Below are 23,132 nucleotides of genomic sequence, written 5' to 3' on the forward strand. Positions count from 1 at the left end.
GCCAAAAGATTCTTCTGACCCCAAATATTCTTTACGTGCGAGGAGGAAAGGAAGGCTTCTAGGCATCAGTAGCGGGGCAATTTTCGAAAACAAAAAAAGGGCGACTCATCAGCCGCCCTCAATATCCACATTTAAACTTTATGAGCTGCTATCAGAAAATCCTTCTCCTGGCGTTTCAGAGAAAGTAGCGAGGCCAAAGTAATCCCGATAATCTGGATTCCCAGAACTTTCCATGTGCCATTTTATGAAAACAGGTGACTCTGTCTGAAGCATATGTCTCATGTGAGAGAAATCTCTCATCGGCAAATCAACATAGACTTCAGAATCATTTATCTGCGCAATTCTAGGTTTTATCGTCATAGGACCAGTGCCCGGTATTGAGTCATAGGTACTACCGTCCCTACGCTCAATTTCACCGTGATCTTCTCTTCGCTCGTCAAAGTACTCATGGAAGCGAACTGTGACATATACATTGTCGCCACCTCCAATCCTAAACGGTGTTCCTTGCAACTTAATCAGACCTTGGTAATTAGCCTTACGCTGATATTCAATTCCATATTTATTAACTTGAACAATCATCTCCGACATAACCAAATCTCCATTCTAATTTTTTAATATGCACTACCATGTGATTTAAAATTACTCGAACAACTTAATTTGATATGTACAATCACTTTTAAAAAAACAAAAGCCTTTCCATTATCTGCTTACATTGCATTCAATAAAATAGCTATATAAATGAAACATCTGCCAGAAATAGAGAGTTACTAAATAATTTTTTGCCGCCTCACTACTATCGTTTCCGCTTCGTCATTTTTTGCAGGTTTTGCAACGACTCCCACCGAGATTAATACTGCTCCACTCAAGAGCCGCGGCATCGAACATCTTCAACGTGTTCAAACTCGCGAGCGGCAGGTTCGCCAGTAACTTGATAGCTTCCAGCGCCTGGGCGCTGCCAACCGTACCCAACGCAGGTCCGATAACGCCAAGCGTCTCGCAGTTGGCCACTGGTAATTCTCCGGTGTCGGGAAAAATGCATTCGTAGCAATGGCTTCCGTCATTGCGGAAATCAAAACTGATCAACTGGCCGGAAAATCCCTGTGCGGAGGCCATGATTACCGGGACGCGGCATGTCCGGCAAACCCGGTTTATGCTGTAGCGGATGGCAAGGTTGTCAGTGCAGTCCAACACCAGATCGACTCCCTGCACATTTCTGGCAAGCCACTCTTCATCCGCCATCTGCGCGTGCGGCGTTATATGAATATTCGGGTTGGCGGCTTGTAACTGTTGCGCCGCGACATAGACCTTTGGTTTCTTCAGGTGATTGGTTTTATACAGGACCTGTCGCTGCAGATTGGAAAGATCTACGGTATCACCATCCACCAGAATCAGCTCTCCCACGCCTGCCGCGGCGAGGTAGAGGGCGGCCGGGCAGCCGAGACCGCCCATCCCTACGATCATCACCCGGGAGTTCGCGAGCCTCTCCTGCGCCACCTCGCCCATTTGCGGGAGCATGATCTGGCGACTGTAACGAATACGGTCTTTGTTACTGAGCATAGGAAACTCCCGGCCCCGCGCGCCCCAGCCGGGCGCTTTCCATCCACAGGCAGTTTGAGGTCAGTAACTGGATTTCAATGAAGTCATGACTGATCCAGATAACCAACGCGGGGTATTAACTCCAAAATTTTTTGCAGTGTCGGCAGAAGGTGGCGGACAACCTGTATACAGCCGCCTGCAACTGGCAGTCACCGGCACGGGCAACCTGAGCCGAGGCTCACAACAAGCCAGCGGTGCTTCACGCCCAGCTACCCGCCGCTTCGCGGTCACTGTCCCGGGCTTCGACCCAGCGCTCTTTCGTCACGCCGTCACTGTGGATGGTTTCGCGCTTCCAGAACGGCGCCTCGGTCTTGAGGCGGTCCATGATGTATTGGCAGGCCGCGAACGCAGCCTGTCGGTGCGGGCTGGTAACGCCGACGAATACAATCTCATCGTTGATCTGCATGCTGCCGACTCGGTGCAACAGTGATACGCGCCCCAGTGGCCAGCGCGCGCGTGCGTCGGCGACAATTCCGTCGAGGCTTTTTTCGGTCATGCCCGGATAGTGTTCCAGCGCAAGTCCGCGGATGTCATTGCCATCGTTAAAGTCGCGCACGGAGCCGACAAATATGGCGCAGGCGCCGTCACTGCACGCGCCGCCCTGCAGCGCGCGATATTCTGTGGCGGCATCAAACGCTTCGCTGCAGACGAGAATCTTGTTGCGGGTTTTCATCGACATCGAAATTACCCTCGCGCTGTTCAGCCGCCGGTAACCGGCGGGAAGAAAGCCACCTCGTCACCATCCGCCACGGTCGCGTCAGCGCCAACCAGCACCTGGTTGAGCGCAGTGCGGATGGGGTCGGAAGCCAGGTATTGGCGCCACTCCGGGCGCTCTCCGCACAGGGATTCACGCAGCGCGGCAATATCGCCGGAGAAATCGTCGAGCCGCATTTCGCCGGTTCCGAGCTGTTCGCGCAGGCTTGCAAAGAAAAGCACTCTGATCATGGTTCACTCCGCTTCGGTTTCTGTGGCTTGCGCCAGCTGCCAGTGGCCACGCTTGCCACCGCGTTTTTCCAGCAGGCGGGTCGGACCGATCACCATCGCCGGATCGACCGCCTTGCACATATCGTAAATAGCCAGCGCGGCAACCGAAGCAGCGGTGAGCGCCTCCATTTCCACACCGGTGCGCCCCGCCAGGCGACAGTACGCAGAAATATGCACGCTGTGTGATTGCGGCTGTAATTCAAAATCCAGTGACACCTTGGTGAGCATCAGCGGATGACACAGCGGGATGAGTTCGGCGGTTTTCTTCGCCGCCTGTATCCCGGCAATACGGGCTACCGCCAGCACATCGCCCTTCTTGTGCGCGCCCTGGCTGAGCAGTGCAAAGGCTTCTGCACTCATACTGATACGGCTTTCAGCGCGCGCATCGCGGTCTTGTATGTCCTTGCCGGTGACATCCACCATGCTGGCTTCGCCGCGCTGATTGAGATGGGTTAACTCGCTCATCGTCTCAACCCCGGGTCGGGCACAGCGGTTCATCGAATTGCAGGTGCGGCACAAAGTTGCAGGGCCGGTGCCGTGCATCCAGCTGCTGCAGCAGGATGCCCTCCCAGGCGGTGCGGCAGGCACCGGTGGAGCCGGGCATGGCGCACACCAGGGTGCGGTTGGCAAGCCCGGCAAACGCGCGCGACTGCACAGTGGAACTGCCGATCTCCGCTGCGGAGATCTGCCGGAACAGCTCGCCAAACCCCTCCACTTTTTTGTCGAACAGCGGCGTCAGCGCTTCCGGTGTGGAGTCGCGTTCGGTGAAGCCGGTACCACCGGTAACCAGTACGACCTGGACTTCCGGCGCTGCGATCCAGCGCGAGACCAGCGCGCGCAGCTGATACACATCGTCGGGGGCGATCAGTTTTTCCACCAGCCGGTGGCCGACCGTCTGCAACGCGTCGACCAGGTAGGCTCCCGAGGTATCGTTGTCCACCGTGCGGGTATCGGAAACCGTGAGCACGGCGATGTTGAGCGGGACGAATTCTTTCGCGGCGTGTCCGGACATGGTCGTTACTCTCCTACAGGGAAATGAATGAATGGCCCCCGGGGACTGCTGTTACGCTTTGGCCTGTGGTGCAGTGCAGCGCGTAGTCGGCAGGGGTGTTGATATTGTGAAAGGCTGCATCGCCATCGGTGAGCGGCAGCGACAGCGCGTCTGCCCGCGCCAGCAACGCGCGGATAGAGTTGGGGCCGGCACCACTGACGGCCTCTTCGAGAAAGTCGTACACCGGCGCATTGAGTGGCAGCCACAGCGGCAGATAAAAATGCCCGAAGTAACAGGCGCGGCCACTTTGCCGGCCCGCCTGTAACAGGGGGTACAGCTGCGCCGGCGACAGCAGCGGCATGTCCACGGGGATTACCAGCAGGCTGTCCGCGGACGTGATCCGGGCCACCCCACACAGGCCGCCGATTGGCCCGAGGTCCGCGACCGGATCCGGCACGCCGCCGGGCCGCATGCCGCTGACGCGCACTTCTTGCAATGGCAGGTCGCCGAGCAGCGCCAGTGCATGTTCGAGGAAGGTCTCTCCGTCCGGCATGCGCAGAGCGGCCTTGTCTCGCCCCATGCGACTTGAACGGCCGCCTGCCAGTACTACGCCACAGGTCTGCTCGTGCGCGGACATGGTGTTCAACCTCCGAGCATGGCCAGGTTGCGGGTGGCCCCGGTGTAGCCGCTCTCCAGCAAGTGAGAGGCCTGCTTTCCGGACAGCGCGCTGCGGACCTGTGCTGCAACCAGTTCGTGATCGCCACTGCGAATGGCTTCGCGCAGATCGATACCCGCAGAGGCAAACAGGCACAGGTGCATTTTTCCCTGCGCAGACATGCGCAGGCGATTGCAGGATTTGCAGAAATCTTTGCTGTAAGGAGTGATCAGGCCGATGCGGCCGGCGTAATCGCGATGGGCGTATTCCCGCGCGGGACCGGCGTCGCGCTCGCGCGGCACCAGCTCCCACCCTTCCGCGAGTAAATGCCGTTCTATGTCGGCACCGGCCACATGGTTGCTGGCAAAAAAATCGCGGTTGTCGCCGGTGCGCATCAGTTCGATAAAACGCAGACTGACCGGAGTTTCCCGCACCCAGTGCATAAATTGCGACAGGCTCGCGAGGTTGTGCTCGCGCAACAGCACCGCATTGACCTTGGTGTCGATGCCCAGCGCCAGCGCGCGGTCGATACCCGCGAGTACTTTGTGCAGCTTGTCGTGGCCGGTGATGCGGTGAAACTGCGCGCGATCGAGCGAATCGATGCTGACATTCAAACGGTCGAGGCCGGCGCTGTGCCAGGCGTCGATGCAAGAAGGTAACTTGTAACCGTTGGTGGTGATGGCGACGCGGCGGATACCGTCGGTGCTGCTCACCTTTTCAATCAGTTGAACGAGGTCCCGGCGAAGGGATGGCTCGCCGCCGGTGAGGCGAATTTTTTCAGTACCGAGAGTGGCAAAGGCGCGGACCACTGTACCGACTTCCGCCACGCTGAGGGAATTTTCCCGTTCAACGGATGGATCGCATTGGTAGCCATCCGGCAGGCAGTAGTTGCAACGAAAGTTGCATACGTCGGTTACGGAGAGGCGCAGGTAATAAAACCGGCGCCCGAAATTGTCTTGTAACATCAAACGCCTTTCCAATTTCGGGAGGCCGGCCAGTTTCCCGGGCGGCCCTGGTGGCGCGGAGACTTCCGGCCACGGTTCCTTCGCCGTGCCCCCGCACTGGCGCGGTGGTTTTAGGCTTGGGAACTCGGTGTTTTCTATGGCGCCCAGTCTAACAGGGCGGTCCGCGGCCTGCCGGGGGCAAAGGTGGTAGTTCCCCCGGAGCCGCAGCGGAAAACCCTGATGGCGCGGATCAGAAACGGGCGGACAACATCAGCCACACTTTATCAGTATCGACTCCGTAGTCGTCCGCACTGTAGCTCGCGTACTTGACCAGAAATGAGAGCTGCTTGGTCAGCGCGCGGCCATAGCTGACATCCACCTCGTTACCCCAGCGCGCCGAGCCCTCGGCGGCGTCAAAGCGGTGGTAGGCCAGACCCACCTTGCCACCCAGCAGCGCTGAGGAGAGGTTGAGATAGCGGTCTTCGACCCCCTCCGCCGGCGTAGTCAGGAACTGGTCGGCAAACCCCTGGAAGGCGTGCAGGGTTGCCAGCGGTGTGGCAAAGCCGACGCCGTTGTCGGACCCGAGCACTTCGTAGCCGACACGGGTGTTCACCGGCCCGAGATCAGTCGCCAGTTCCGCCAGGTAATAGGGAGCGCTGTAATCGAGGGTGCTATCACCGGCCTCCTGCTGTTGGCCGGCACCCAGTCGGGCTTTGACAGGACCGAAGGTACCGTCGTAATTCAGCGCTAAAGTGCGACTGGACAGGTTCACGCTCTGGTCCAGATCCAGGTCCAGCAAGTAGCCCGTCAGGCGGTGCCCCTCGGCGAGGGGATAGCTGGCGCGGAAGATCTGGATATCGCCACCCAGGTCACCCTTGGCACTGTCCTCGCCGAATATGCGGTTGACGTTGTAGACGTAGCTGTAATCGAGGCTGACCGTCTTTTCGCTGCCGTACTGGAAGCGGTAGCCGTCATAGGTCTGCTCGTTCTGGCGCCAACCCACACCGCCCACGAAACGCTGGTTATCCAGGTTGATGCGCTGGCGGCCGCCGGTGGCCGTGAAATCTGCTTTGGAGTAGCGGATAAACACGCGGTTTACTTCGGTGCCCACCGGGTCCGCCACCACCGGGAAGTCGGTGTTGCCATTGACGGTGGAGTTATAGTCGTCGTCACCGATCGCGGTGACATCGTCCAGCTCCAGCCCGGTGCTAAAACCGAGGTAACTGCCACTGTCCCAGGTAAGCCGTGAGCGCAGCGTAGACGCGCGCGCGTCGTCAGTGAGGTTGTCCTGCTCCACGCCCTCGAAGCGGTAACGCAGGTCCAGCGACACATCGCCATTGGCGAGCGCGCCGGTGAGGGACTTGGCTTCAACCGTATCTGCCGCGGCCGGCAGGACTATCACACTGGTACCGGCGGCAACCAGCAGGCATTGGCGGATGGCGTGGACAAGGGCAGACACTTTCATTCGGGTTTCCTCTACGAATTAAAAAATCCTGTAGTGGAAAGTTATCCCGTGTAGAGGCAGTGAGCAATTACCACATAGGTGCCAGCCGCCCGCGAGCTGCAATGTTCAATACCTACTCGATGTGCCCAGCCCTACCCCCACGCGGAAAGATTGGAATACCCACTTCGGATCAGGGCACTTCGTGCAGGAAATTATGTTCGCGGGCAAAGTGCAGGCGCTCTCGCGCACGCTCTCGCTTGAGCACCAGATACATGGCCAGCATACAGCTGGCCAGCACGCCGTAGAGCACCATGAACGCGGCGCTGTGTATACCCACAATGTCCTGCGCCAGACCAAAAGCCACGGGCAGGCTGAAGCCGCCGAAAGCACCGATGGTGGCGACCAGACCACTGGCGCTGCCCATTTGCTGCGGATATTTATCGAAGACGATGCGGTATACCGACGCGCGCCCGAAGCCCTGCGCAATACCGATCACCAGAATCAGCAGGGTAAACAGGCCGATCCCGACCTCGACATTCAGGTGCACGTCGCGCTCGACGCCGTGGATGGTCATGCTGGTGGGTGGGTAACTGAGGAAGAACAGGCACACCAGGCAGGTCCAGAACACACTCCAGTTCACCGCGCGCGCGCCGTAACGGTCCGCAAACCAGCCACCGGCGGCGCGCACCGAACTGGAGAGAATCACAAACAGCAGTGTCAGCAGCAGGGCGGTCTCGGTACTGGTACCGTAGGCCGAAACATAATAGCGCGGCAGCCACAACAGCAGAGCGAGAAAGCTGCCGAACACGAAATAGTAATAGAGCCCGAAGCGCCACACGCGCAGATCACGCAGTGGCTGCAGGTGAAATGCCAGCTCCGATCGCCGGCGACTGCGCATGTAAGGGGTTTCCTCCGGCGCCCACAGGGCAAACAGCCCGGTCACCAGCAGCAGCCCAAGCGCGAACACCCGGCCCACCATGGGTGCGCCGAGCCAGTTGCTCACCGCCGGCGCACACGCCAGGGTGATGGCCGCGCCCACATTACCAGCACCAAACACCCCCAGCGCAGTGCCCTGCTGGCGCGACTCAAACCAGGGGCTGAGATAGCGCACCCCGAATACAAAACTGACGCCGGCAATACCGAGCCACAGCCCCATCAACAGCAGCGGCACATAGCCCTGCACATGCCGCAGTAGCAGCAACGCCGGGATCAACATTAGCGACTGCCACACCAGCAGCGTGCGCGCAGAGAATCGCTCACTGAGCAATCCCGCAGGATAGCGCAGCAGGGTGCCACTCAGCATCGGCGCCGCCAGCAGCACGCCGAACTCGGTGGCCGACAGCGACAGCCGCGCGGCGATGTCCAGACCGATCACCGCGTACAGGGTCCACACCGCAAAATTCGCGGTGAACAGTGCGGTTGCGGCCACCAGGGCGCGGCCGGCCAGCTGTTGCGTGTACTGCATGGTGAAACTCTCTCGGTCGTTTGGCTTTGACCAGTCTTATCTTACGCAGCTTCGCAAGCGACAGTGCAAATCTTCACCACACGTACCCACAAAAAAACGCGCGGCGATGTCCGGGGTGTGAACGCCATACGCCATTCAGGGTATTTACCGCAGCGGCTGCCAGATGCGCCGCGATCGCAGCGCAGATAATCGTTACCCAAATGGAGTAGACCCTGCTCCCCGGCTTAATTTATTCACATGGGGTTACCCCTCTTGCCCGCTTTTCTCTTCCTGCCACTTATTTAGCATCCAGTACGAGTCTTTGCTTTCCACCCTGCGCGGTTAACTCCCGCCTATTCTGCGAGTTTGTTATGAGCACCCAGAACAGCCTCAAGTTTTTTAACTGGAGCGATCCAAAAATAAAGACCCTGCATATCACCTGGTTTGCATTCTTTCTGACATTCCTGGTGTGGTTCAGCCACGCCCCACTCACGGTTTTCATCAAGGAAGCGTTTGGTCTCAGCAGCCAGCAGGTCAAGGCGCTGTTAATCCTGAACGTGGCGTTGACGATTCCCGCCCGCATCGTGATCGGCATACTGGTCGACAAGTTCGGGCCGCGACATATCTTCAGTCTGTTACTGATTATTTCGTCCTTCCTGTGCATGGGCTTTGCGTTCGCCACCACCTATGAAGCGCTGGCGCTGTTCCGCTTCCTGCTCGGGTTTGTCGGTGCCGGCTTCGTGATTGGTATCCGCATGGTGGGCGAGTGGTTCCCGGCCAAACAGGTGGGGCTTGCCGAGGGCATCTACGGTGGCTGGGGCAACTTCGGCTCTGCCGCCGGTGCCATGATCCTGCCCACCCTGGCACTGGTTTTCGGCGGCGAAGACGGCTGGCGCTATGCACTGGCTACGACCGGCGTGCTGACCTTCGTGTACGGGATTCTTTATTTTCGCGTCGCGCGCAACACCCCCAAGGGCTCAACCTATTTCAAACCCAAAAAAAGCGGCGGGCTTGAAGTCACCAGCAAGCGGGATTTCTATTTCTACCTGCTGATGAATATTCCCATGTACCTGGCACTGGCGCTGCTGGCCTACAAACTCTCCCCGGCCGGCGTTGCGCTGCTCAGCCAGCAAACCACCTATGCCCTGTGGGCCCTGCTAGTGGCGCTGTTCGCCTTGCAGACCTGGCAGATCTGGAGCGTCAACAAGGACCACCTCAGGAACGGCGTTCCCGAACTCGAGAAATACAAGTTCAAGCAGGTGGCGATTCTGGATGTGGCCTACTTCGTTACCTTCGGTTCCGAGCTGGCGGTAGTGTCCATGCTGCCACTGTTCTTCCTCGAGACTTTCGAGGGACTCTCTGCAGTGACTGCCGGCCTGCTGGCCTCAGGCTTCGCTTTCATGAACCTGGTATCCCGCCCAACCGGTGGCCACTTCAGTGACAAGATGGGCCGCCGCCGCAGCCTGATGTTCCTGATCAGCGGCCTCTCCGTGGGCTACCTGTTGCTCAGCCAGATCACCGGTGACTGGTGGATCTGGGCCGCGGTGCTCGCCACCATGGCCTGCTCCTTCTTCGTGCAGGCCGGCGAGGGTGCGGTGTTCGCGATCGTGCCCCTGGTCAAACGCCGCATGACTGGACAGATTGCCGGCATGGCCGGTGCCTACGGCAACGTGGGCGGGGTGGTGTACCTCACCGTTTTGTCCTACGTCGACTACAGCACTTTCTTCCTGGTCATCGCCGGCTCCGCCGCGGTCATCGCCGGACTCTGCTGGTTCCTGGACCAGCCCGCCGGCACCATCGCCGAGGTGCTCCCGGACGGCAGCGTGCATCTGATCAACGTGGAGTGATTCACAGGGCCGGGCACACGCAGTGCGGCCGGCCCCGAATATCCACGACATTACAAGGCAACCAGGCCGCACCCCGTGTGCGGCGTTGGCGTTCTGAAGAGGTGGGGAATGACGCACGAGAATGAACTTCACGCTAGCGGCAACCGCAGCCTGCAACTCGATCTGGGGCTGGGGACCCTCGCCGGCAAGAAGCCGACCAATGAGGATGCGGCCATCGTCCACTGGCCGGAAGACCAGCACCGGCGCGAATACCTGGGTGCCGTCGCGGCGGTGGCGGATGGGGTCAGCTCCGCCGAGGCCGGCGCCCACGCCAGCGCCACCGCCACGCGCCAGTTCGTCAGCGATTACTTCAATGCGCCGGATACCTGGCCGGTGGCGCGCGCCGGTGAAAAGGCGCTGACCTCGATCAACAGCAAACTGTACCGCCTCAGCCACGCCTTTACCCAGCAGGAAAAGGGCTACCTGTGCACCTTCTCCGCACTCGTCATCAAGAGCCGCACCGCGCACTACTTCCACGTTGGCGATAGCCGCATCTACCATCTGCGCAATGGCGAGCTGCGCCAGGTGAGCCGCGACCATACGGTGGTGCTCGGCCACCAGCGGCAGATGCTGGTGCGCGCGCTGGGCATGGATCACGCGCTGCAGGTCGATTACGGCCAGATCCCGCTGGAGACCGGTGATCTGCTGCTGCTCACCAGCGACGGCGTGCACGACTTTCTGCCGGTAGAAACGCTGCACGAGATCCTGAGCCGACCGCAAACCAGCGCCCAGGAAAAAGTCGACGCGCTGATACAGCAGGCGCTGCTCGCCGGCAGCGATGACAATGTCAGCGCCGTGGTGGTCGGGGTCGACGCCCTGCCCGCTACCACGCTCGACGAATACAGCCGCAAGATCACCCGCCTGCCATTTCCGCCGCCGCTGGAACCCGGCATGGTGCTCGACGGTTTTCGCATCGAGCGCGAACTCTATTCCTCGCCGCGCAGCCAGCTGTACCTGGTGCACGATACGGCCAGCGGCGAACAGGTCGTCATGAAAACCCCGTCGGAGAATTATGCCGACGATATTTCCTACATCGACCGCTTCGTGCAGGAGGAGTGGGTTGGCCTGCGCATCCGCCATCCAAACGTCACCCGCATCTATCGCCAGCGGCGCCCGCGCACCGCACTCTATTACGTGATGGAGTATGTCGACGGCGAAACCCTGGCACAGTGGATGCAAAACCACCGTTTCCCCAAACCCGCGCGCGCTTTCCAATTGCTGAAAGAAATTGCCGCGGGATTGCAGGCGTTCCACGATCAGGAAACGGTGCACCAGGATCTGCGCCCGGCCAATATCATGGTGGACCGCGACGGCCACGTGAAAATCGTCGACTTCGGTTCGGTGTACGTGGCCGGCTCCGCGGAAATCTTCCGCCCGCTGCAGCACCCCGGCGCGCTGGGCACCGCTAGCTATTCCGATCCGCACACCCTGCTCGGGCGCAACACCGGCATCCGCGGCGACCTGTACGCGTTCGCCACCATTGCCTACGAACTCTTTACCGGCGAACTGCCCTACGGCGAGGAAATCGACGACTGCCACGCGCTGGGCGACTACGAACGGCTGCGCTACCGCGATGCCCGCCAGTTCAACCCGGTGATTCCCATCTGGTTCGACCGCACGCTGGAACGCGGCTGTGCCATCGACCTGGAGCGGCGCTACCACACCCTGGATGAATTCATGGCGGACCTCGCCAACCCCAACCCCGCCTACCTGCGCGACGATCCCGCGGATCTGCACAGCCAGCACGCTTCGCTGTTCTGGAAACTGCTGTGTGGCCTGTGGGCCGTCACCCTGCTGGCACTGCTGGCGCTTTTTTCCTCCGTATAGGTCCCTCCGCCCAGGTCAGGGAAAAATGGCAGCCGCTCAAATAAAACACAATATGTAGTGTTAATTTTTAAAATAAACACAATATAGAGTGATCCAGATCAATCGCCATTAAGCCCCGGCCGGTAGCATGCGGAGAAAACTGACGAGAACTCCCATGCCTACTCCAGCCGACCCCGCCCATCCCGATCCACAAACCACAGCCGCCCCGGCAAACAACTGCGCGCACTATCTGGTGCAGAAACGCGACGGCCGCACCCAGGCGCTCGACCGCAGCCGCATTGCGCGCGCGATCCTCGGCGCTGGCCAGGCCGCCATCGCCTTCGGCAGCGACGAAGCCGAGCTGCTCACCGCCCAGGTGGTCAAGGTCATCGGCCACCGCTTCGACGGCAATACCCCGGTGGACATCGAGGAAATCCAGAATATCGTCGAGCAGGTGCTGATCAGTAACAACCACCTGGACGTGGCCCGCCGCTACATCGCCTACCGCAGCCGCCACCAGCAGCTGCGCGCCGACCGCCAGACGCTTGTGGATGTGGGCGCTTCCATCGACGAATACCTGCAGCAGGCAGACTGGCGCGTGGCGGCCAACGCCAACCAGGGCTATTCCCTCGGCGGCCTGATCCTCAACAGCGCCGGCAAGATGATCGCCAACTACTGGCTCAACCATGTGTACACACCGGAGATCGGCGCCGCCCACCGCGACGGCGACCTGCATATCCACGATCTCGACATGCTCGCCGGCTACTGCGCCGGCTGGTCCCTGCGCACGCTGCTGAACGAGGGCCTGAACGGCGTGCCCGGCAAAGTGGAGTCTGCCCCGCCCAAACATCTCTCCAGCGCCGTGGGCCAGATCGTCAACTTCCTCGGCACCCTGCAGAACGAATGGGCTGGCGCCCAGGCATTCAGCTCCTTCGATACCTATCTCGCGCCCTTCGTGCGCAAGGACAAACTCGACTACCGGCAGGTGCGCCAGTGCATGCAGGAGCTGATTTTCAATCTCAACGTGCCCTCGCGCTGGGGCACCCAGACACCGTTCACCAACCTCACCTTCGACTGGGTGTGCCCCGAAGACCTGCGCGAACAGGTGCCGGTGATCGCCGGCGAGGAAATGCCGTTCACCTACGGCGACCTGCAGGCAGAAATGGACCTGATCAACCGCGCCTATATCGAGGTGATGAGCGAGGGCGACGCGCGCGGGCGGGTCTTCACCTTTCCCATCCCCACCTACAACATCGCCCCGGACTTTCCCTGGCACAGCGAGAATGCCCAGCGCCTGTTCGAGATGACCGCGCGCTACGGCCTGCCCTACTTCCAGAACTTCCTGAACTCCGACCTGAGCCCGAACATGGTGCGCTCCATGTGCTGCCGGCTGCAGCTGGACCTGCGCGAACTGTTGAAGCGCGGCAACGGCCTGTTTGGCTCCGCGGAGCAGACCGGCTCCCTCGGCGTGGTGACCGTCAACTGTGCGCGCCTCGGCTACCTGCACGCCGGCAATGAAGCGGCACTGATGAAAGCGCTAGACCGCCTGATGGAACTCGCGCGCGACTCGCTGGAAGTGAAGCGCAAGGTCATCCAGCGCCACATGGACGCCGGCCTCTTCCCCTACAGCAAGCGCTACCTGGGCACACTGCGCAATCACTTCTCCACCATCGGCGTCAACGGCATCAACGAAATGATCCGCAACTTCAGCCGCGGCAGCGACGACATCACCAGTGAAAATGGCCACGCCATGGCCGAGCGCCTGCTGCAGCATATTCGCGCGCGCATGACCGAATTCCAGGAAGATACCGGCCACCTCTACAACCTGGAAGCCACGCCCGCCGAGGGCACCACCTACCGCTTTGCCCGCGAGGACCGCAAACGCTACCCGGATATCCTGCAGGCCGGCAGTGATGAAGCGCCCTACTACACCAACTCCTCGCAGCTGCCGGTGGGCTTTACCGACGACCCGTTCGAGGCGCTGTCGCGACAGGAATCGCTGCAGACCCTGTACACCGGCGGCACGGTGCTGCACCTGTATCTGGGCGAACGCCTGCCGGACGCCGACAGCTGCCGCACGCTGGTACGCCGCGCACTGGAAAACTTCCGCCTGCCGTACATCACCGTCACACCGACATTTTCCATCTGCCCCCGGCACGGCTACCTGAGCGGCGAACACCCATTCTGCCCGCGCTGCGACGAGGAACTGATCGCGCAGAAACGCGATTGCTGCGCGCACTGAATAACCCCAACGACAGGAAATCAAACGAGGAACCAAAACCATGGAAACCAAAACCGTCACTCTCAACGATGCAGAGCGCACCCCCTGTGAAGTCTGGAGCCGCGTCATGGGCTACCACCGCCCGGTGTCTTTCTGGAATCCCGGCAAGCAGTCGGAGCACGCCGAGCGGCAGTATTTTGTCGCCACCGAATCCCCCGCGAAACAACACTAAACCGCATCCGGCGTCGCTGCCCCGCGGCGGCGCCGCCCCAACCCGCACAAAACAAATACATCATGGATAAAACACTGCGCGTCGGCGGCTTCACGCCATTTACCGCCATCGACTTTCCCGGCGCCCTGTCGGCGGTCGTGTTCTGCCAGGGCTGCCCGTGGCGCTGCCGCTACTGCCACAATGGCGGACTGCTGCCAGCACAGGCGGAATCCAAATACGACTGGCAGCAGCTGCTGCAGCACCTGCAGACCCGGCGCGGACTGCTCGACGCGGTGGTGTTTTCCGGCGGCGAGCCCACCGCGCAGAGCGCGCTGGAAGACGCCGTGCACGAGGTGCGGGCAATGGGATTCAAGGTCGGGCTGCACACCGCCGGCATGTACCCGCGGCGGCTCGCGCGGCTGCTGCCGCAACTGGACTGGGTGGGGCTGGATATCAAGGCGCTGCCGGAAAATTACGATGCCATCACCCGTGTACCCGGCAGCGGCACCGCACCCTGGCAGAGCGCAGCAATACTGGCCGAGGCCGGTGTCCCCCTGCAGGTCCGCCTCACACGCCATCCGCAGCTCACCAGCGATAGCGAGCTGGCAGAAATACGTGAGAAACTGGCGGCGCTCGGAATTTCCGAACTAACTGTGCAGCGGTGCAATACGAAGAATGCACTGGATCCCGGGGTCCAACAGTAACAGGAGTTACAGAGCATAGATGCGCACTGCTATGGCACCTATTTCTTCACATGCGGGATAAGCATCTGAATTAAAAGGGAAATCGGTAGGAACAGAATGCATATCGTTCTGGGCTATACAGCACTGTGTTATAAAGACACAGATTTTTAATAAACTGCTGCGTACTGAAGAGAAGGCTGAGCTTCTATGAACTTAGAGATTCTGTCTTGGCTACCTAAGTTTCTTGCCGAAACTGCGTACAAGATATTCTCCTTATCGAGTGAAGAAGGTAGAGCGAAAAAGATTCGATTCTCAGAACTTCTAGAGAGAATTGCGGAATGTATAGAAGCTATCGGGGTGTCTATTTCTCAAGGAGAACATCCCGTTCAGCAGTGTGCTGAGCTAACTGAATACCTTAAGAAAATACAATTGCTATCCGAAGAAATAGTAGACAAGAAAATGTCAGATAAGATTTTCTTCTGGCTTTACCATGTCGAAGCTGTTCCTGGGGTTGCGGTAATTGACATGAAAAGGGAGCTAACTTTGGAATCAAAGCCTCCTTGGTCAAAGAGCAAAAGGCAGTTACAGAGCCAAAGGATTCTGGAAATTTCTGGAAGCTTGAAAGCCTCGGCTAATTTGCTCCGAGTCTAGCAATACACTTAACAAGCGCATGTTGTCAGACAGGTTTTCCGCTGCGCTACAAACCAGCCGAAAAGCGCGGCGCTATAAGCCAAGGGCAGTCCCATAGGTCTCCTATAGAAGGAAGAACAAAAGATGGCTTTAAAAGTAAGTGACAGTCACACAAAGCCCATGATCCGTGTTTTTATTATGTTAATCGGTTTGCTCTGTGCATTACTTATCTCATGGAAGTTCACAGGCTCTCCTCTTCCGCAGGACTCCAAGTATTCATTGATTTTCCAGAATGCCTTACTGTTGATTGTACTTGGCTCCGCCATCTTGGAGTACTTTTTTACAAAGCCCGCCGATTCAATGATCAATTCGCTAATGGCCGGAATAACAATGTTTGGCGTATATCATGTATCGCCGCCACTAGCTTGGTGGGCGGTTTTTTCTTATTGCCTTATTGTATTTCTAATCTCAACCGCTTGTGTCGCAACATCTGGGACGAGGATTTCTGGAGATATTGCGTCGATTGTAAATAGCCTTCTTTATAGACCTGCAATTGTTCTGGGTCGGTCTAGGCTTATTTTTTCCATAGTCTTTTTATTTGGGGTTTATTCTTTTTACTCAATTCAATCTGAATTGGCTGTTTATCTCATAGTATTTTGGGGTTTATTCATGGCCATATGGCCGCTGAATCTCCCACAGTTGCTATCTTCAATCAGCTTTGGCACTCAAGAAAAAATATTACCAATAGGTAAATTACTCAGATTGGATAATCCAGGCGTCTTAAGATTTGCGATAAATCAAAGCACTGACTGGGAACAAGGTAATCCGTTAATCTATCAGCGTGTAGATAAAAGCCAGCAATGGGTACTGCCTTTATATTCACACCTTAATGACGAGAGAAGAATTGGAACAGCCATGCTTTTAGGTGTTATTGAGGAACCGAAAAAAGGGTTATCAGATGGACATATTTATGAACCTGAGGAAGAGTTAAATCATAATGCCGTGATGAGCCTATTAGGTGAAACCACACAATCTAGGCTGATTGGTTTTGTTGCTGAAGATTCATCTATTGGGAGAATTAGGTTCGAAGTCAAGTCAGATACTTATTGTGCAGATGGAATGCTTATTTGGTGCAAAATCGATGAAGCAAAGGTTTACTATCAGGTCTCAGCGGGTACAACGATTGAGGAAAATTTAGACGGTGATAAGCACGGCTATCAAATAGCTTACGCTGCTCAGCTGGGGACTTTAGAACACGGAGAATTCAGGAAGTTTGACTGGCTTCCAAATATGAACGCACCGGTCTTTGCTTTAATCGATGAAGACCACCATATAGCTGGAGAAGGCCAAGACCCCAACGATTTTCAGTTTGGAAAAATCCCAAAGTCAAATATTCCTGTGGTTGGCGATTTTGTTGGGAATTTCAATTTCCATACAGCAGTATTAGGAGTGACAGGTTCAGGTAAGACAGAGTTTGCATTTGATTTGATTAGGCATTCAGTATCTAGCGGCATTAAAGTTATCTGCATTGATCTGACTTCTCAATATAGAGGGCGCTTAGCCGACCTAATCCCAACTGACCTATCCATCCAAGAGCAAACATCTATAGATTTAAGTCAAAAACTTTTTGAAGTAGAAACCGGACAATACGGTGCTGGAAAAGAGAAAGCTGCGTTAAAATATTTTAGTGATCGGCTAAGATCTGACGTTGACACACGGCTAAGAGTATTTATGGACGATGAACAAAGTAGATTGGGATTAATTCAGCTACCAGAGATATCAAATTCTCAAGCATCAATATATATCACTGAAATTTATATGTCTTGCTTATTAAACATTGCCAAAGAGACTTTTGGCGATGACTCTAAAAAGGTGCTAGTTGCAGTAGAGGAAGCGCATACGATAATGCCTGAATCTGCAACAATGGGCGTATCTGACTTTGCTTCAAAAGGGCTGATTGCCAAAATAGCACAAATTGCACTTCAAGGAAGGAAGTATAATGTCGGGCTACTTGTTTTAGCTCAAAGGACAGCGAACGTTAGTAAAACTGTGCTAACGCAGTGTAACTCCATTGTCAGCTTTGCATGTTACGACGATACGAGTATTAGCTTTCTTAAAAATGTGTTTGGTTCAAGTTGTGCTGAAATGGTTCCAAATCTAAAGAAACTCCAGGCGGTTGTTTTCGGTAAAGTAGTTAAGTCTGAAAGGCCGGTTGTTGTAGAAATCCCATTTGACCAAAATAAGGCCTAGCAACAGTGTAATCGGCTTATAACAAGCGCAAGCAGCCGGGATAATTACTCGCTACCCTCCAAATTTTCGGCTGTTTCGGAGGTTAATTTTCTTAATCAGGATGTACACCGCGAATGAGAAGTACAAAAATATTGGCTTTATCGGGAAGCTTAAGAGCCGCATCGTACAACACGGCCGCTATTCAGGCGCTGAAAATTTTGGCTCCTAGCAATATCGACGTTGCGATAGGCTCTATTGGTGATCTGCCACTCTTCAACCCTGACCGAGAGGGAGAACATATCCCATCTCTGGCAGCGCTGACTGACTCACTGAAAAATTCTGATGGGTTAGTCATCGCAAGCCCGGAGTATGCTCATGGCATTAGCGGCCCCATGAAAAATGCGCTTGACTGGCTGGTAAGCGGAACAGAATTCCCCTATAAACCCATCATGCTGATCAATACGTCACCACGGGCATCCCATGCGCAGGCATCGATAAGGGAAGTCATTAAAACCATGTCGGGGATAGTGGTCGACAAGGCGTGTGTGACAATCCCCCTGTTAAGTAGCGATCTGGATGCTGCGGGTATTGTAGAAAACAAGGATATTTCTGACGCCTTAAAGCTCGGCCTTAATGCGTTATGCGCGGAAATTGAAGCTCAAAAACTTAGCAGCCTCGCCAATTAGTGCGATCGCAAGCTTCTTGCTTTCACCCAGGCGAAAATTACACAAGGACTGTCTATATGAACCCCTATAAAGTCATTGCCGAAGACGATCAAAGTGTTACCTACGAATACAATTCCGTATTTACCTGGGTACTCTATTTAATTCTTTGTATCCTGGTCTCAGGTATTGTCATTGACAGTAACAAGATCCAATTGGTAGGTGCCCTGTTGATCTTTTGTTACTTTGGCATAAAGCTGGGTTTCGGTGGCTCTACAACGAAGAAAGTAGAAAAAGCGCTAAAAGCGGGATCTGTACAGCTCAGTGGAGATAAGCATTCATTCAAAAATCCACTTCGCGTAAAAGTGCCAAAAATTGTTTAACAGATAGCTGTTACCGCTCCTTCTGGGCTGGAACGCCTTTTCCACTGCCCCATAGCTCCAGAGCTGCCCCAGTGCAGGAGCATTATTCTAAACTAAGTCCACACATCTCGGAGTCACGGCCATGACAGAAGACAGGATACTGCGCACTTCAAGAACCCTACCATTTCCACCCCAAGACATCTATGGCGCCTTTGCGTCGGCGGATTTATTGGCATCCTGGTGGGGGCCCGAGGGCTTCTCCAACACATTCGACGTTTTTGAGTTTACTGCCGGCGGTCGCTGGCAGTTCGTGATGCATGGCCCTGACGGGAAAGACTATGCCAATGAAAGCTTTTTCGAAGAACTGGTGCCTGACGCCAAAATTGTCATCCACCATGACTGCCCGCCAAACTTCAAGCTTACTGTTGAGCTCACCCCAGCCAGCGAAGGCACGCTCCTGACCTGGGAGCAGGTTTTCGAAGACGCGGAAACAGCACAAGCCGTCAAGCAGAGGGCTGGCTCTGCCAACGAGCAGAACATCGATCGTTTGACACAGGTGCTCAGCGAAGCCGCCCAATGACTATTTGGTGAGTTCCGAAACTGTGCAGACATTGGCAAAAGCGTACAATCGACTTCAAATAGAAACGGTGGCCGGTGGGCATTTTATGGCTCAAGCGTAAGCCTGATGAATGCGCGCGGATCCTACTAAGCGCCATCACCAGGTAACAGTCACAAGCTATTTCCGTCGGCCTTCAGCGGGTCAGCTGGTAAGTGATGGCCCTGCGGATTGGAGCAAAATTGCTGCTCACATGCAGCACCGCCTTGCGCAGCAGCTTTGCCGGCCAGCGGTCGTCGGTGAACAGGCCGACGACGCGATTGGTGCCCTGGTAGATCGGCAGGGATTCCAGCCGGTGGATAAGCTGGTACTTCGCCAGCGCCCGCTCCATAACTGCGGCATCACGCAGGCTCGCGCATCGCTGCAGCTGTCGCGCCAGGGTATCCGCACTGGCCAGCCCCAGGTTAAATCCATGCGCCGTGACCGGGTGCATGCCCACTGCCGCATCGCCGATCAGCGCCATGCGCTCGGCGTAAAAGCGCTTGGCATAAACCGCCACCAGCGGATAGCTGTGGCGCTCCCCAACGCAGCTGACAGAACCCGGTGCATCGCCACTTTCCCGCGCCACATGGCTGGCGAAGTCGCTGTCGGAAAGTGCCATGATTTCGTTACCCAGGCTCGATGGCACCGTCACCACCGCCGAGGACAGGTGGGCGTCCGCCAGCGGCAGCAGCGCCAGCGTGGAGCCGTAGCGGAAGCACTCCCGTGCAACATTTCCGTGGGGCTGCGCGGTGCGCACGCGCCCGACCACAGCGACGCGGCCGAAGTCGCGCATGTCGGCACCGATTCCGGCCATTCTGCGTGTGTCGGAAAAACGGCTATCCACGGCCACCACCAGCGCAGCTTCCAGTTGTTCCCCCTCATCCAACTGCAGCGCTCGGCCTGTACCAGCCAGCGTGGTGCCGACCACCCTGGTGCGGTCGAGGAATTTTACATTCTGCTGTGTGGAGACCACTTCATAGAGGACGCGGCGAATCGCCGCATTCGGGACGATAAAGCCGAGTGGACCGCGACTGCGGTCGTCGAACTGCAGGCAGTATGGCGAGCGGCCGTTTACCACCTGGGCCGAATCCAGTGCACTGATCTCGTCGGCGCGCAGCCGCTGCCAGGCCCCGATATTCTTCAGCAGGCGCACCGACTTGTGGGTGAGCGCAATCTCGCGCCCATCGTCCTGCGGCTCAGCCAGCGCCTCGCGGGGCTGGCGATCCAGCAGCGCGATCCGATAGCCGCGGTCGGCAAGAAAGGCGGCAAAGGCGAGCCCGGCCGGGCCCGCACCGATAATGGCAATATCGCTTGGCAAAATGTCCTACTCCCTGGGGGCCAGTTAACAGCAGTCCGCAACCGGCAAAAAGCGCTGCCGGGGCTCTAGTTGGGCCGCCCCACCTCTGCCAGCATGTCGATGCCTTCAATGTCCGCCGCGGCCACCAGGCCGTGCATATAGGCATCCAGCGCTGTGCGCTGGCTGCGCTCGGCGATGTACTCGCGGATTTTTTCCTCCACGTAGTCGAATTCCAGCTGGCGGCCCAGCTGCACTTCTTCCACGTAGATCAGGTGCCAGCCGTACTCGGTGCGCACCGGTGCGCGAACCAGCCCGGTGCTGCCGGAGAACACGGCCTGGTCGAAAGCGCGCACCATTTCGCCGCCGCTGACCTGCCCCAGGCTGCCGCCGGTTTTTGACGAGTCGCAGGCGGAGTGCGTGCGCGCGGCATCGCAGAAGGCCACCAGCGGATCGGCCGCTTTGGTAATTTCTTTCAGTAGCTTTTCGGCCATTGCTGCCTGCGCATCCACCGCTTCATCGCCGGGGCTGACCGGGATCAGAATATGGCGCACTTCGGCCAGTGGTGCTGACAGGAAATACTGGCGATTGTTTTTGTAGAAATCCTCGCGCTCCGCGCGGCTGCTTTCCACGATCTCCACGGACTGCTCCAGCAGTTCTTCCACCGCGGCCTCGAAGGCCTCGCCGTTGATGTCCTCGTTTTCGGAACACAATCCCTGTGCCGCCGCTGCTGTGCGCAGCAGGTGGCCGAGCACCAGCGAACGGGCCGCGCGGTAGGCGGCCTCCTGCGGTGTGGGCGCGGGGTAGTACTGCATTTCCGCGTAAATCTGCGCGTGTGGAATCTCGACCCCATTGACCGTGACCGGGGCGAGAAACATCTGTTGCTCCACGGTCTTGTCGCTTGCCAGAAGTGGGTTCACTTGGACCTCCAGTAATGTGCGTCCGAAACAATCAATACAGACTCAATGTCGTTCAGCACGAACAGCTGCTGGCTATCCCTGCCCTGCCGTACAAATACAACGTCACACCTGTTCCACGCGGCGCGCGCGCACCACCTGGTAGTTGCGGCGGAAGTACTGCACCGGCACGCTCCAGACGTGCACCAGGCGGCTGAACGGGAACAGCAGGAACAGGGTCATGCCGAGGAACACGTGCAGCTTGTAGATCCAGTGCACGCTACCGATGGCTGCTGCGGCTGCCCCGCCATCCAGGGTCACGATGGACTGTGCCCAGCTCATCAGCTTCAGCATTTCCTCACCGTCCAGGTGGCCGGCGGAGACGAAGATACTGAGCAGGCCGAGGGTCAGCTGCACGAAAATGAGCAACAGGATGGCGATGTCCATGCGCGAGGAAGTGGCGCGCACCCGCGGATTGGTGAGGCGGCGGTGCAGCAGGATGGAAATGCCGATAAAGCAGATCACTCCGAAGAAGCCGCCCGCCCCCATCGCGATCAGCTGCTTGGTGGAGGCCTCGATGCCCAGCAGGTGCCAGACCGCTTTCGGTGTCAGCAAGCCGACGAAGTGGCCCGCGAGCACCGCGATGACGCCGATGTGGAACAGGATGCTGCCAATGCGCAATTTGCGCGCCTCCAGCAGCTGGCTGGATCCGGTGCGCCAGGTGTACTGGTCGCGGTCATAGCGCACCAGACTGCCGAGCAGGAAGACGGTCAGCGCGATGAAAGGGTAGATACCGAATAGAAGCGTGTTGAGGTAGTTCATCGTTTACTCCTAGAGGCTGCCGGTGCGGACTGCTGAGTTGCAGGCGGCGTTATCAAATGCATCGCTCGCGTCCACCAAGTTGAGGGCAGTATCGTCGCGGTACTGCAGTGGGTCCGGGCGCGTGATGGACTGTTCGCAGGCACTGCCGGTCTGGCCTGCGGTGAAGGTCACCATTTCTTCCTCCCAGACCTTGTCGATGGCCTCGGGGGTATCGTCCCGCTCCTCGCCGCGGACCTGTATGGTGAGTGCCTCCATGTCCACCGCCACGTCCGCCAGCGCCAGCAGCGCCTCGAACGGGTCGGCGTAAGGGGAATCCTTTTTCTGCAGGCGCGCCGCCACCAGCGCGAGTACATGGCTCACATCCGCCAGCCAGCCGTGCGCCTGGGTCACCTGGGTCGCACAGAACTCGAGATAGGTGGGCAGGTAATCCGGCAGCTCGCGCTCGGCCAGTTCCAGGCCGGCCGCCTGGTACTGCGCCATCAGGTCCACCATGGCCTGGCCGCGATCGCGGGACTCACCGTGGATATGTTCGAACAGGTGCAGCGACACGGCGCGGCCGCGCTCGAACAGGCCGTCGTATTCGCTCTGCCAGTCCATCAGGTCGTAATCTTTAAAATGGTCGACAAAGCGCAGGAGTGGCTCCCGCACCCTGTCTTCCAGCTCCTGTGAGCGCAGGAAACTTTCGATTTCAGCCAGGTTGCCGTACAGGCTTTCATCCGGGTAATCCAGCAGTCGCGACAGCAATCGCAGGATTTTCATATCGTTGTCCACAGC

Annotated in this window: 24 protein-coding genes and 1 riboswitch; of the genes, 10 read left to right on the top strand and 14 right to left on the bottom strand. The window is 57.6% G+C overall.

The window, feature by feature from the left end; genetic code table 11:
• Positions 1–138: 138 nt before the first annotated feature.
• From IG168_RS18720 to IG168_RS18765, 10 genes are all read right to left on the bottom strand, one after another.
• Positions 139–588, bottom strand: a complete 450-nt coding sequence (locus IG168_RS18720; protein ID WP_193166134.1) for a hypothetical protein — start codon at positions 586–588, stop codon at positions 139–141.
• Between the two features lie 222 nt (positions 589–810).
• Positions 811–1,557 (bottom strand): HesA/MoeB/ThiF family protein, encoded by a 747-nt coding sequence (locus IG168_RS18725; protein ID WP_193166135.1) that lies wholly within the window; start codon positions 1,555–1,557, stop codon positions 811–813.
• Positions 1,558–1,795: 238 nt separating this feature from the next.
• Complete coding sequence (moaE, locus tag IG168_RS18730) at positions 1,796–2,275, bottom strand: molybdopterin synthase catalytic subunit MoaE (RefSeq protein ID WP_404932012.1); 480 nt, start codon at positions 2,273–2,275, stop codon at positions 1,796–1,798.
• A gap of 20 nt (positions 2,276–2,295) precedes the next feature.
• Complete coding sequence (gene moaD / locus IG168_RS18735) at positions 2,296–2,541, bottom strand: molybdopterin converting factor subunit 1 (protein ID WP_193166136.1); 246 nt, start codon at positions 2,539–2,541, stop codon at positions 2,296–2,298.
• 3 nt (positions 2,542–2,544) lie between these two features.
• A complete protein-coding gene (moaC, locus tag IG168_RS18740; RefSeq protein ID WP_193166137.1) occupies positions 2,545–3,045 on the bottom strand; it encodes a cyclic pyranopterin monophosphate synthase MoaC in 501 nt (166 codons plus the stop codon).
• 4 nt (positions 3,046–3,049) lie between these two features.
• Complete coding sequence (gene moaB, locus IG168_RS18745; RefSeq protein ID WP_193166138.1) at positions 3,050–3,592, bottom strand: molybdenum cofactor biosynthesis protein B; 543 nt, start codon at positions 3,590–3,592, stop codon at positions 3,050–3,052.
• A gap of 13 nt (positions 3,593–3,605) precedes the next feature.
• A complete protein-coding gene (gene mobA / locus IG168_RS18750; RefSeq protein WP_193166139.1) occupies positions 3,606–4,208 on the bottom strand; it encodes a molybdenum cofactor guanylyltransferase in 603 nt (200 codons plus the stop codon).
• A gap of 5 nt (positions 4,209–4,213) precedes the next feature.
• On the bottom strand, positions 4,214–5,191 hold the full coding sequence (moaA, locus tag IG168_RS18755; RefSeq protein WP_193166140.1) for a GTP 3',8-cyclase MoaA: 978 nt from the start codon (positions 5,189–5,191) through the stop codon (positions 4,214–4,216).
• Positions 5,180–5,333, bottom strand: a riboswitch (molybdenum cofactor riboswitch). (Overlaps the previous gene by 12 nt.)
• A gap of 87 nt (positions 5,334–5,420) precedes the next feature.
• Entirely contained in the window at positions 5,421–6,635 is a 1,215-nt protein-coding gene (locus tag IG168_RS18760) for an alginate export family protein (RefSeq protein ID WP_193166141.1), read from the bottom strand.
• A gap of 169 nt (positions 6,636–6,804) precedes the next feature.
• Complete coding sequence (locus IG168_RS18765; RefSeq protein WP_193166142.1) at positions 6,805–8,079, bottom strand: MFS transporter; 1,275 nt, start codon at positions 8,077–8,079, stop codon at positions 6,805–6,807.
• Positions 8,080–8,429: 350 nt separating this feature from the next.
• Between IG168_RS18765 and IG168_RS18770 the strand changes: the two genes are divergently transcribed.
• The 10 genes from IG168_RS18770 to IG168_RS18815 all read left to right on the top strand — a co-directional run bounded on the left by IG168_RS18770 (position 8,430) and on the right by IG168_RS18815 (position 19,328).
• Positions 8,430–9,905, top strand: a complete 1,476-nt coding sequence (locus IG168_RS18770; RefSeq protein WP_193166143.1) for a NarK family nitrate/nitrite MFS transporter — start codon at positions 8,430–8,432, stop codon at positions 9,903–9,905.
• 108 nt (positions 9,906–10,013) lie between these two features.
• On the top strand, positions 10,014–11,771 hold the full coding sequence (locus IG168_RS18775) for a bifunctional protein-serine/threonine kinase/phosphatase (RefSeq protein WP_193166144.1): 1,758 nt from the start codon (positions 10,014–10,016) through the stop codon (positions 11,769–11,771).
• Between the two features lie 154 nt (positions 11,772–11,925).
• The gene (locus IG168_RS18780; protein WP_193166145.1) at positions 11,926–13,992 is read left to right on the top strand and encodes a ribonucleoside triphosphate reductase; all 2,067 of its coding nucleotides are present in this window, start codon (positions 11,926–11,928) and stop codon (positions 13,990–13,992) included.
• 40 nt (positions 13,993–14,032) lie between these two features.
• Positions 14,033–14,203, top strand: coding sequence for an anaerobic ribonucleoside-triphosphate reductase (gene nrdD, locus IG168_RS20880; protein ID WP_193166146.1), 171 nt, complete (start codon positions 14,033–14,035; stop codon positions 14,201–14,203).
• A 62-nt stretch (positions 14,204–14,265) separates the two neighbouring features.
• A complete protein-coding gene (locus IG168_RS18790) occupies positions 14,266–14,886 on the top strand; it encodes an anaerobic ribonucleoside-triphosphate reductase activating protein (protein WP_193166147.1) in 621 nt (206 codons plus the stop codon).
• Between the two features lie 186 nt (positions 14,887–15,072).
• Entirely contained in the window at positions 15,073–15,516 is a 444-nt protein-coding gene (locus IG168_RS18795; protein ID WP_193166148.1) for a hypothetical protein, read from the top strand.
• Between the two features lie 123 nt (positions 15,517–15,639).
• Positions 15,640–17,745, top strand: coding sequence for an ATP-binding protein (locus IG168_RS18800; RefSeq protein ID WP_193166149.1), 2,106 nt, complete (start codon positions 15,640–15,642; stop codon positions 17,743–17,745).
• Positions 17,746–17,858: 113 nt separating this feature from the next.
• Entirely contained in the window at positions 17,859–18,410 is a 552-nt protein-coding gene (locus tag IG168_RS18805) for an NADPH-dependent FMN reductase (RefSeq protein WP_193166150.1), read from the top strand.
• A gap of 56 nt (positions 18,411–18,466) precedes the next feature.
• Positions 18,467–18,769, top strand: a complete 303-nt coding sequence (locus IG168_RS18810; RefSeq protein WP_193166151.1) for a hypothetical protein — start codon at positions 18,467–18,469, stop codon at positions 18,767–18,769.
• Between the two features lie 121 nt (positions 18,770–18,890).
• The gene (locus tag IG168_RS18815) at positions 18,891–19,328 is read left to right on the top strand and encodes an SRPBCC domain-containing protein (RefSeq protein ID WP_193166152.1); all 438 of its coding nucleotides are present in this window, start codon (positions 18,891–18,893) and stop codon (positions 19,326–19,328) included.
• Positions 19,329–19,500: 172 nt separating this feature from the next.
• On the opposite strand, the gene ubiM is transcribed toward IG168_RS18815, so the two are convergent.
• The 4 genes from ubiM to narJ form a co-directional block, all read right to left on the bottom strand.
• Positions 19,501–20,664: a 5-demethoxyubiquinol-8 5-hydroxylase UbiM gene (gene ubiM, locus IG168_RS18820; protein ID WP_226877145.1), complete on the bottom strand. Its 1,164-nt coding sequence runs from the start codon at positions 20,662–20,664 to the stop codon at positions 19,501–19,503.
• Positions 20,665–20,729: 65 nt separating this feature from the next.
• On the bottom strand, positions 20,730–21,560 hold the full coding sequence (locus IG168_RS18825) for a peptidylprolyl isomerase (RefSeq protein WP_193166153.1): 831 nt from the start codon (positions 21,558–21,560) through the stop codon (positions 20,730–20,732).
• A gap of 102 nt (positions 21,561–21,662) precedes the next feature.
• Positions 21,663–22,358: a respiratory nitrate reductase subunit gamma gene (gene narI / locus IG168_RS18830; protein ID WP_193166154.1), complete on the bottom strand. Its 696-nt coding sequence runs from the start codon at positions 22,356–22,358 to the stop codon at positions 21,663–21,665.
• Positions 22,359–22,367: 9 nt separating this feature from the next.
• Positions 22,368–23,117 carry a nitrate reductase molybdenum cofactor assembly chaperone gene (gene narJ, locus IG168_RS18835; RefSeq protein WP_193166155.1) on the bottom strand — a complete coding sequence of 250 codons (750 nt, stop codon included), beginning with the start codon at positions 23,115–23,117 and terminating at the stop codon, positions 22,368–22,370.
• Positions 23,118–23,132: the final 15 nt, after the last annotated feature.

It is taken from the genome of Microbulbifer hainanensis (genome assembly GCF_014904735.1).
GTDB lineage: Bacteria > Pseudomonadota > Gammaproteobacteria > Pseudomonadales > Cellvibrionaceae > Microbulbifer > Microbulbifer hainanensis.

Bases quoted from the DNA above. Each gene is read 5' to 3' on its own strand.
- IG168_RS18720 (WP_193166134.1), bottom strand. From the start codon at position 588: ATGTCGGAGATGATTGTTCAAGTTAATAAATATGGAATTGAATATCAG.
- IG168_RS18725 (WP_193166135.1), bottom strand. From the start codon at position 1,557: ATGCTCAGTAACAAAGACCGTATTCGTTACAGTCGCCAGATCATGCTC.
- moaE (WP_404932012.1), bottom strand. From the start codon at position 2,275: ATGTCGATGAAAACCCGCAACAAGATTCTCGTCTGCAGCGAAGCGTTT.
- moaD (WP_193166136.1), bottom strand. From the start codon at position 2,541: ATGATCAGAGTGCTTTTCTTTGCAAGCCTGCGCGAACAGCTCGGAACC.
- moaC (WP_193166137.1), bottom strand. From the start codon at position 3,045: ATGAGCGAGTTAACCCATCTCAATCAGCGCGGCGAAGCCAGCATGGTG.
- moaB (WP_193166138.1), bottom strand. From the start codon at position 3,592: ATGTCCGGACACGCCGCGAAAGAATTCGTCCCGCTCAACATCGCCGTG.
- mobA (WP_193166139.1), bottom strand. From the start codon at position 4,208: ATGTCCGCGCACGAGCAGACCTGTGGCGTAGTACTGGCAGGCGGCCGT.
- moaA (WP_193166140.1), bottom strand. From the start codon at position 5,191: ATGTTACAAGACAATTTCGGGCGCCGGTTTTATTACCTGCGCCTCTCC.
- IG168_RS18760 (WP_193166141.1), bottom strand. From the start codon at position 6,635: ATGAAAGTGTCTGCCCTTGTCCACGCCATCCGCCAATGCCTGCTGGTT.
- IG168_RS18765 (WP_193166142.1), bottom strand. From the start codon at position 8,079: ATGCAGTACACGCAACAGCTGGCCGGCCGCGCCCTGGTGGCCGCAACC.
- IG168_RS18770 (WP_193166143.1), top strand. From the start codon at position 8,430: ATGAGCACCCAGAACAGCCTCAAGTTTTTTAACTGGAGCGATCCAAAA.
- IG168_RS18775 (WP_193166144.1), top strand. From the start codon at position 10,014: ATGACGCACGAGAATGAACTTCACGCTAGCGGCAACCGCAGCCTGCAA.
- IG168_RS18780 (WP_193166145.1), top strand. From the start codon at position 11,926: ATGCCTACTCCAGCCGACCCCGCCCATCCCGATCCACAAACCACAGCC.
- nrdD (WP_193166146.1), top strand. From the start codon at position 14,033: ATGGAAACCAAAACCGTCACTCTCAACGATGCAGAGCGCACCCCCTGT.
- IG168_RS18790 (WP_193166147.1), top strand. From the start codon at position 14,266: ATGGATAAAACACTGCGCGTCGGCGGCTTCACGCCATTTACCGCCATC.
- IG168_RS18795 (WP_193166148.1), top strand. From the start codon at position 15,073: ATGAACTTAGAGATTCTGTCTTGGCTACCTAAGTTTCTTGCCGAAACT.
- IG168_RS18800 (WP_193166149.1), top strand. From the start codon at position 15,640: ATGGCTTTAAAAGTAAGTGACAGTCACACAAAGCCCATGATCCGTGTT.
- IG168_RS18805 (WP_193166150.1), top strand. From the start codon at position 17,859: ATGAGAAGTACAAAAATATTGGCTTTATCGGGAAGCTTAAGAGCCGCA.
- IG168_RS18810 (WP_193166151.1), top strand. From the start codon at position 18,467: ATGAACCCCTATAAAGTCATTGCCGAAGACGATCAAAGTGTTACCTAC.
- IG168_RS18815 (WP_193166152.1), top strand. From the start codon at position 18,891: ATGACAGAAGACAGGATACTGCGCACTTCAAGAACCCTACCATTTCCA.
- narI (WP_193166154.1), bottom strand. From the start codon at position 22,358: ATGAACTACCTCAACACGCTTCTATTCGGTATCTACCCTTTCATCGCG.
- narJ (WP_193166155.1), bottom strand. From the start codon at position 23,117: ATGAAAATCCTGCGATTGCTGTCGCGACTGCTGGATTACCCGGATGAA.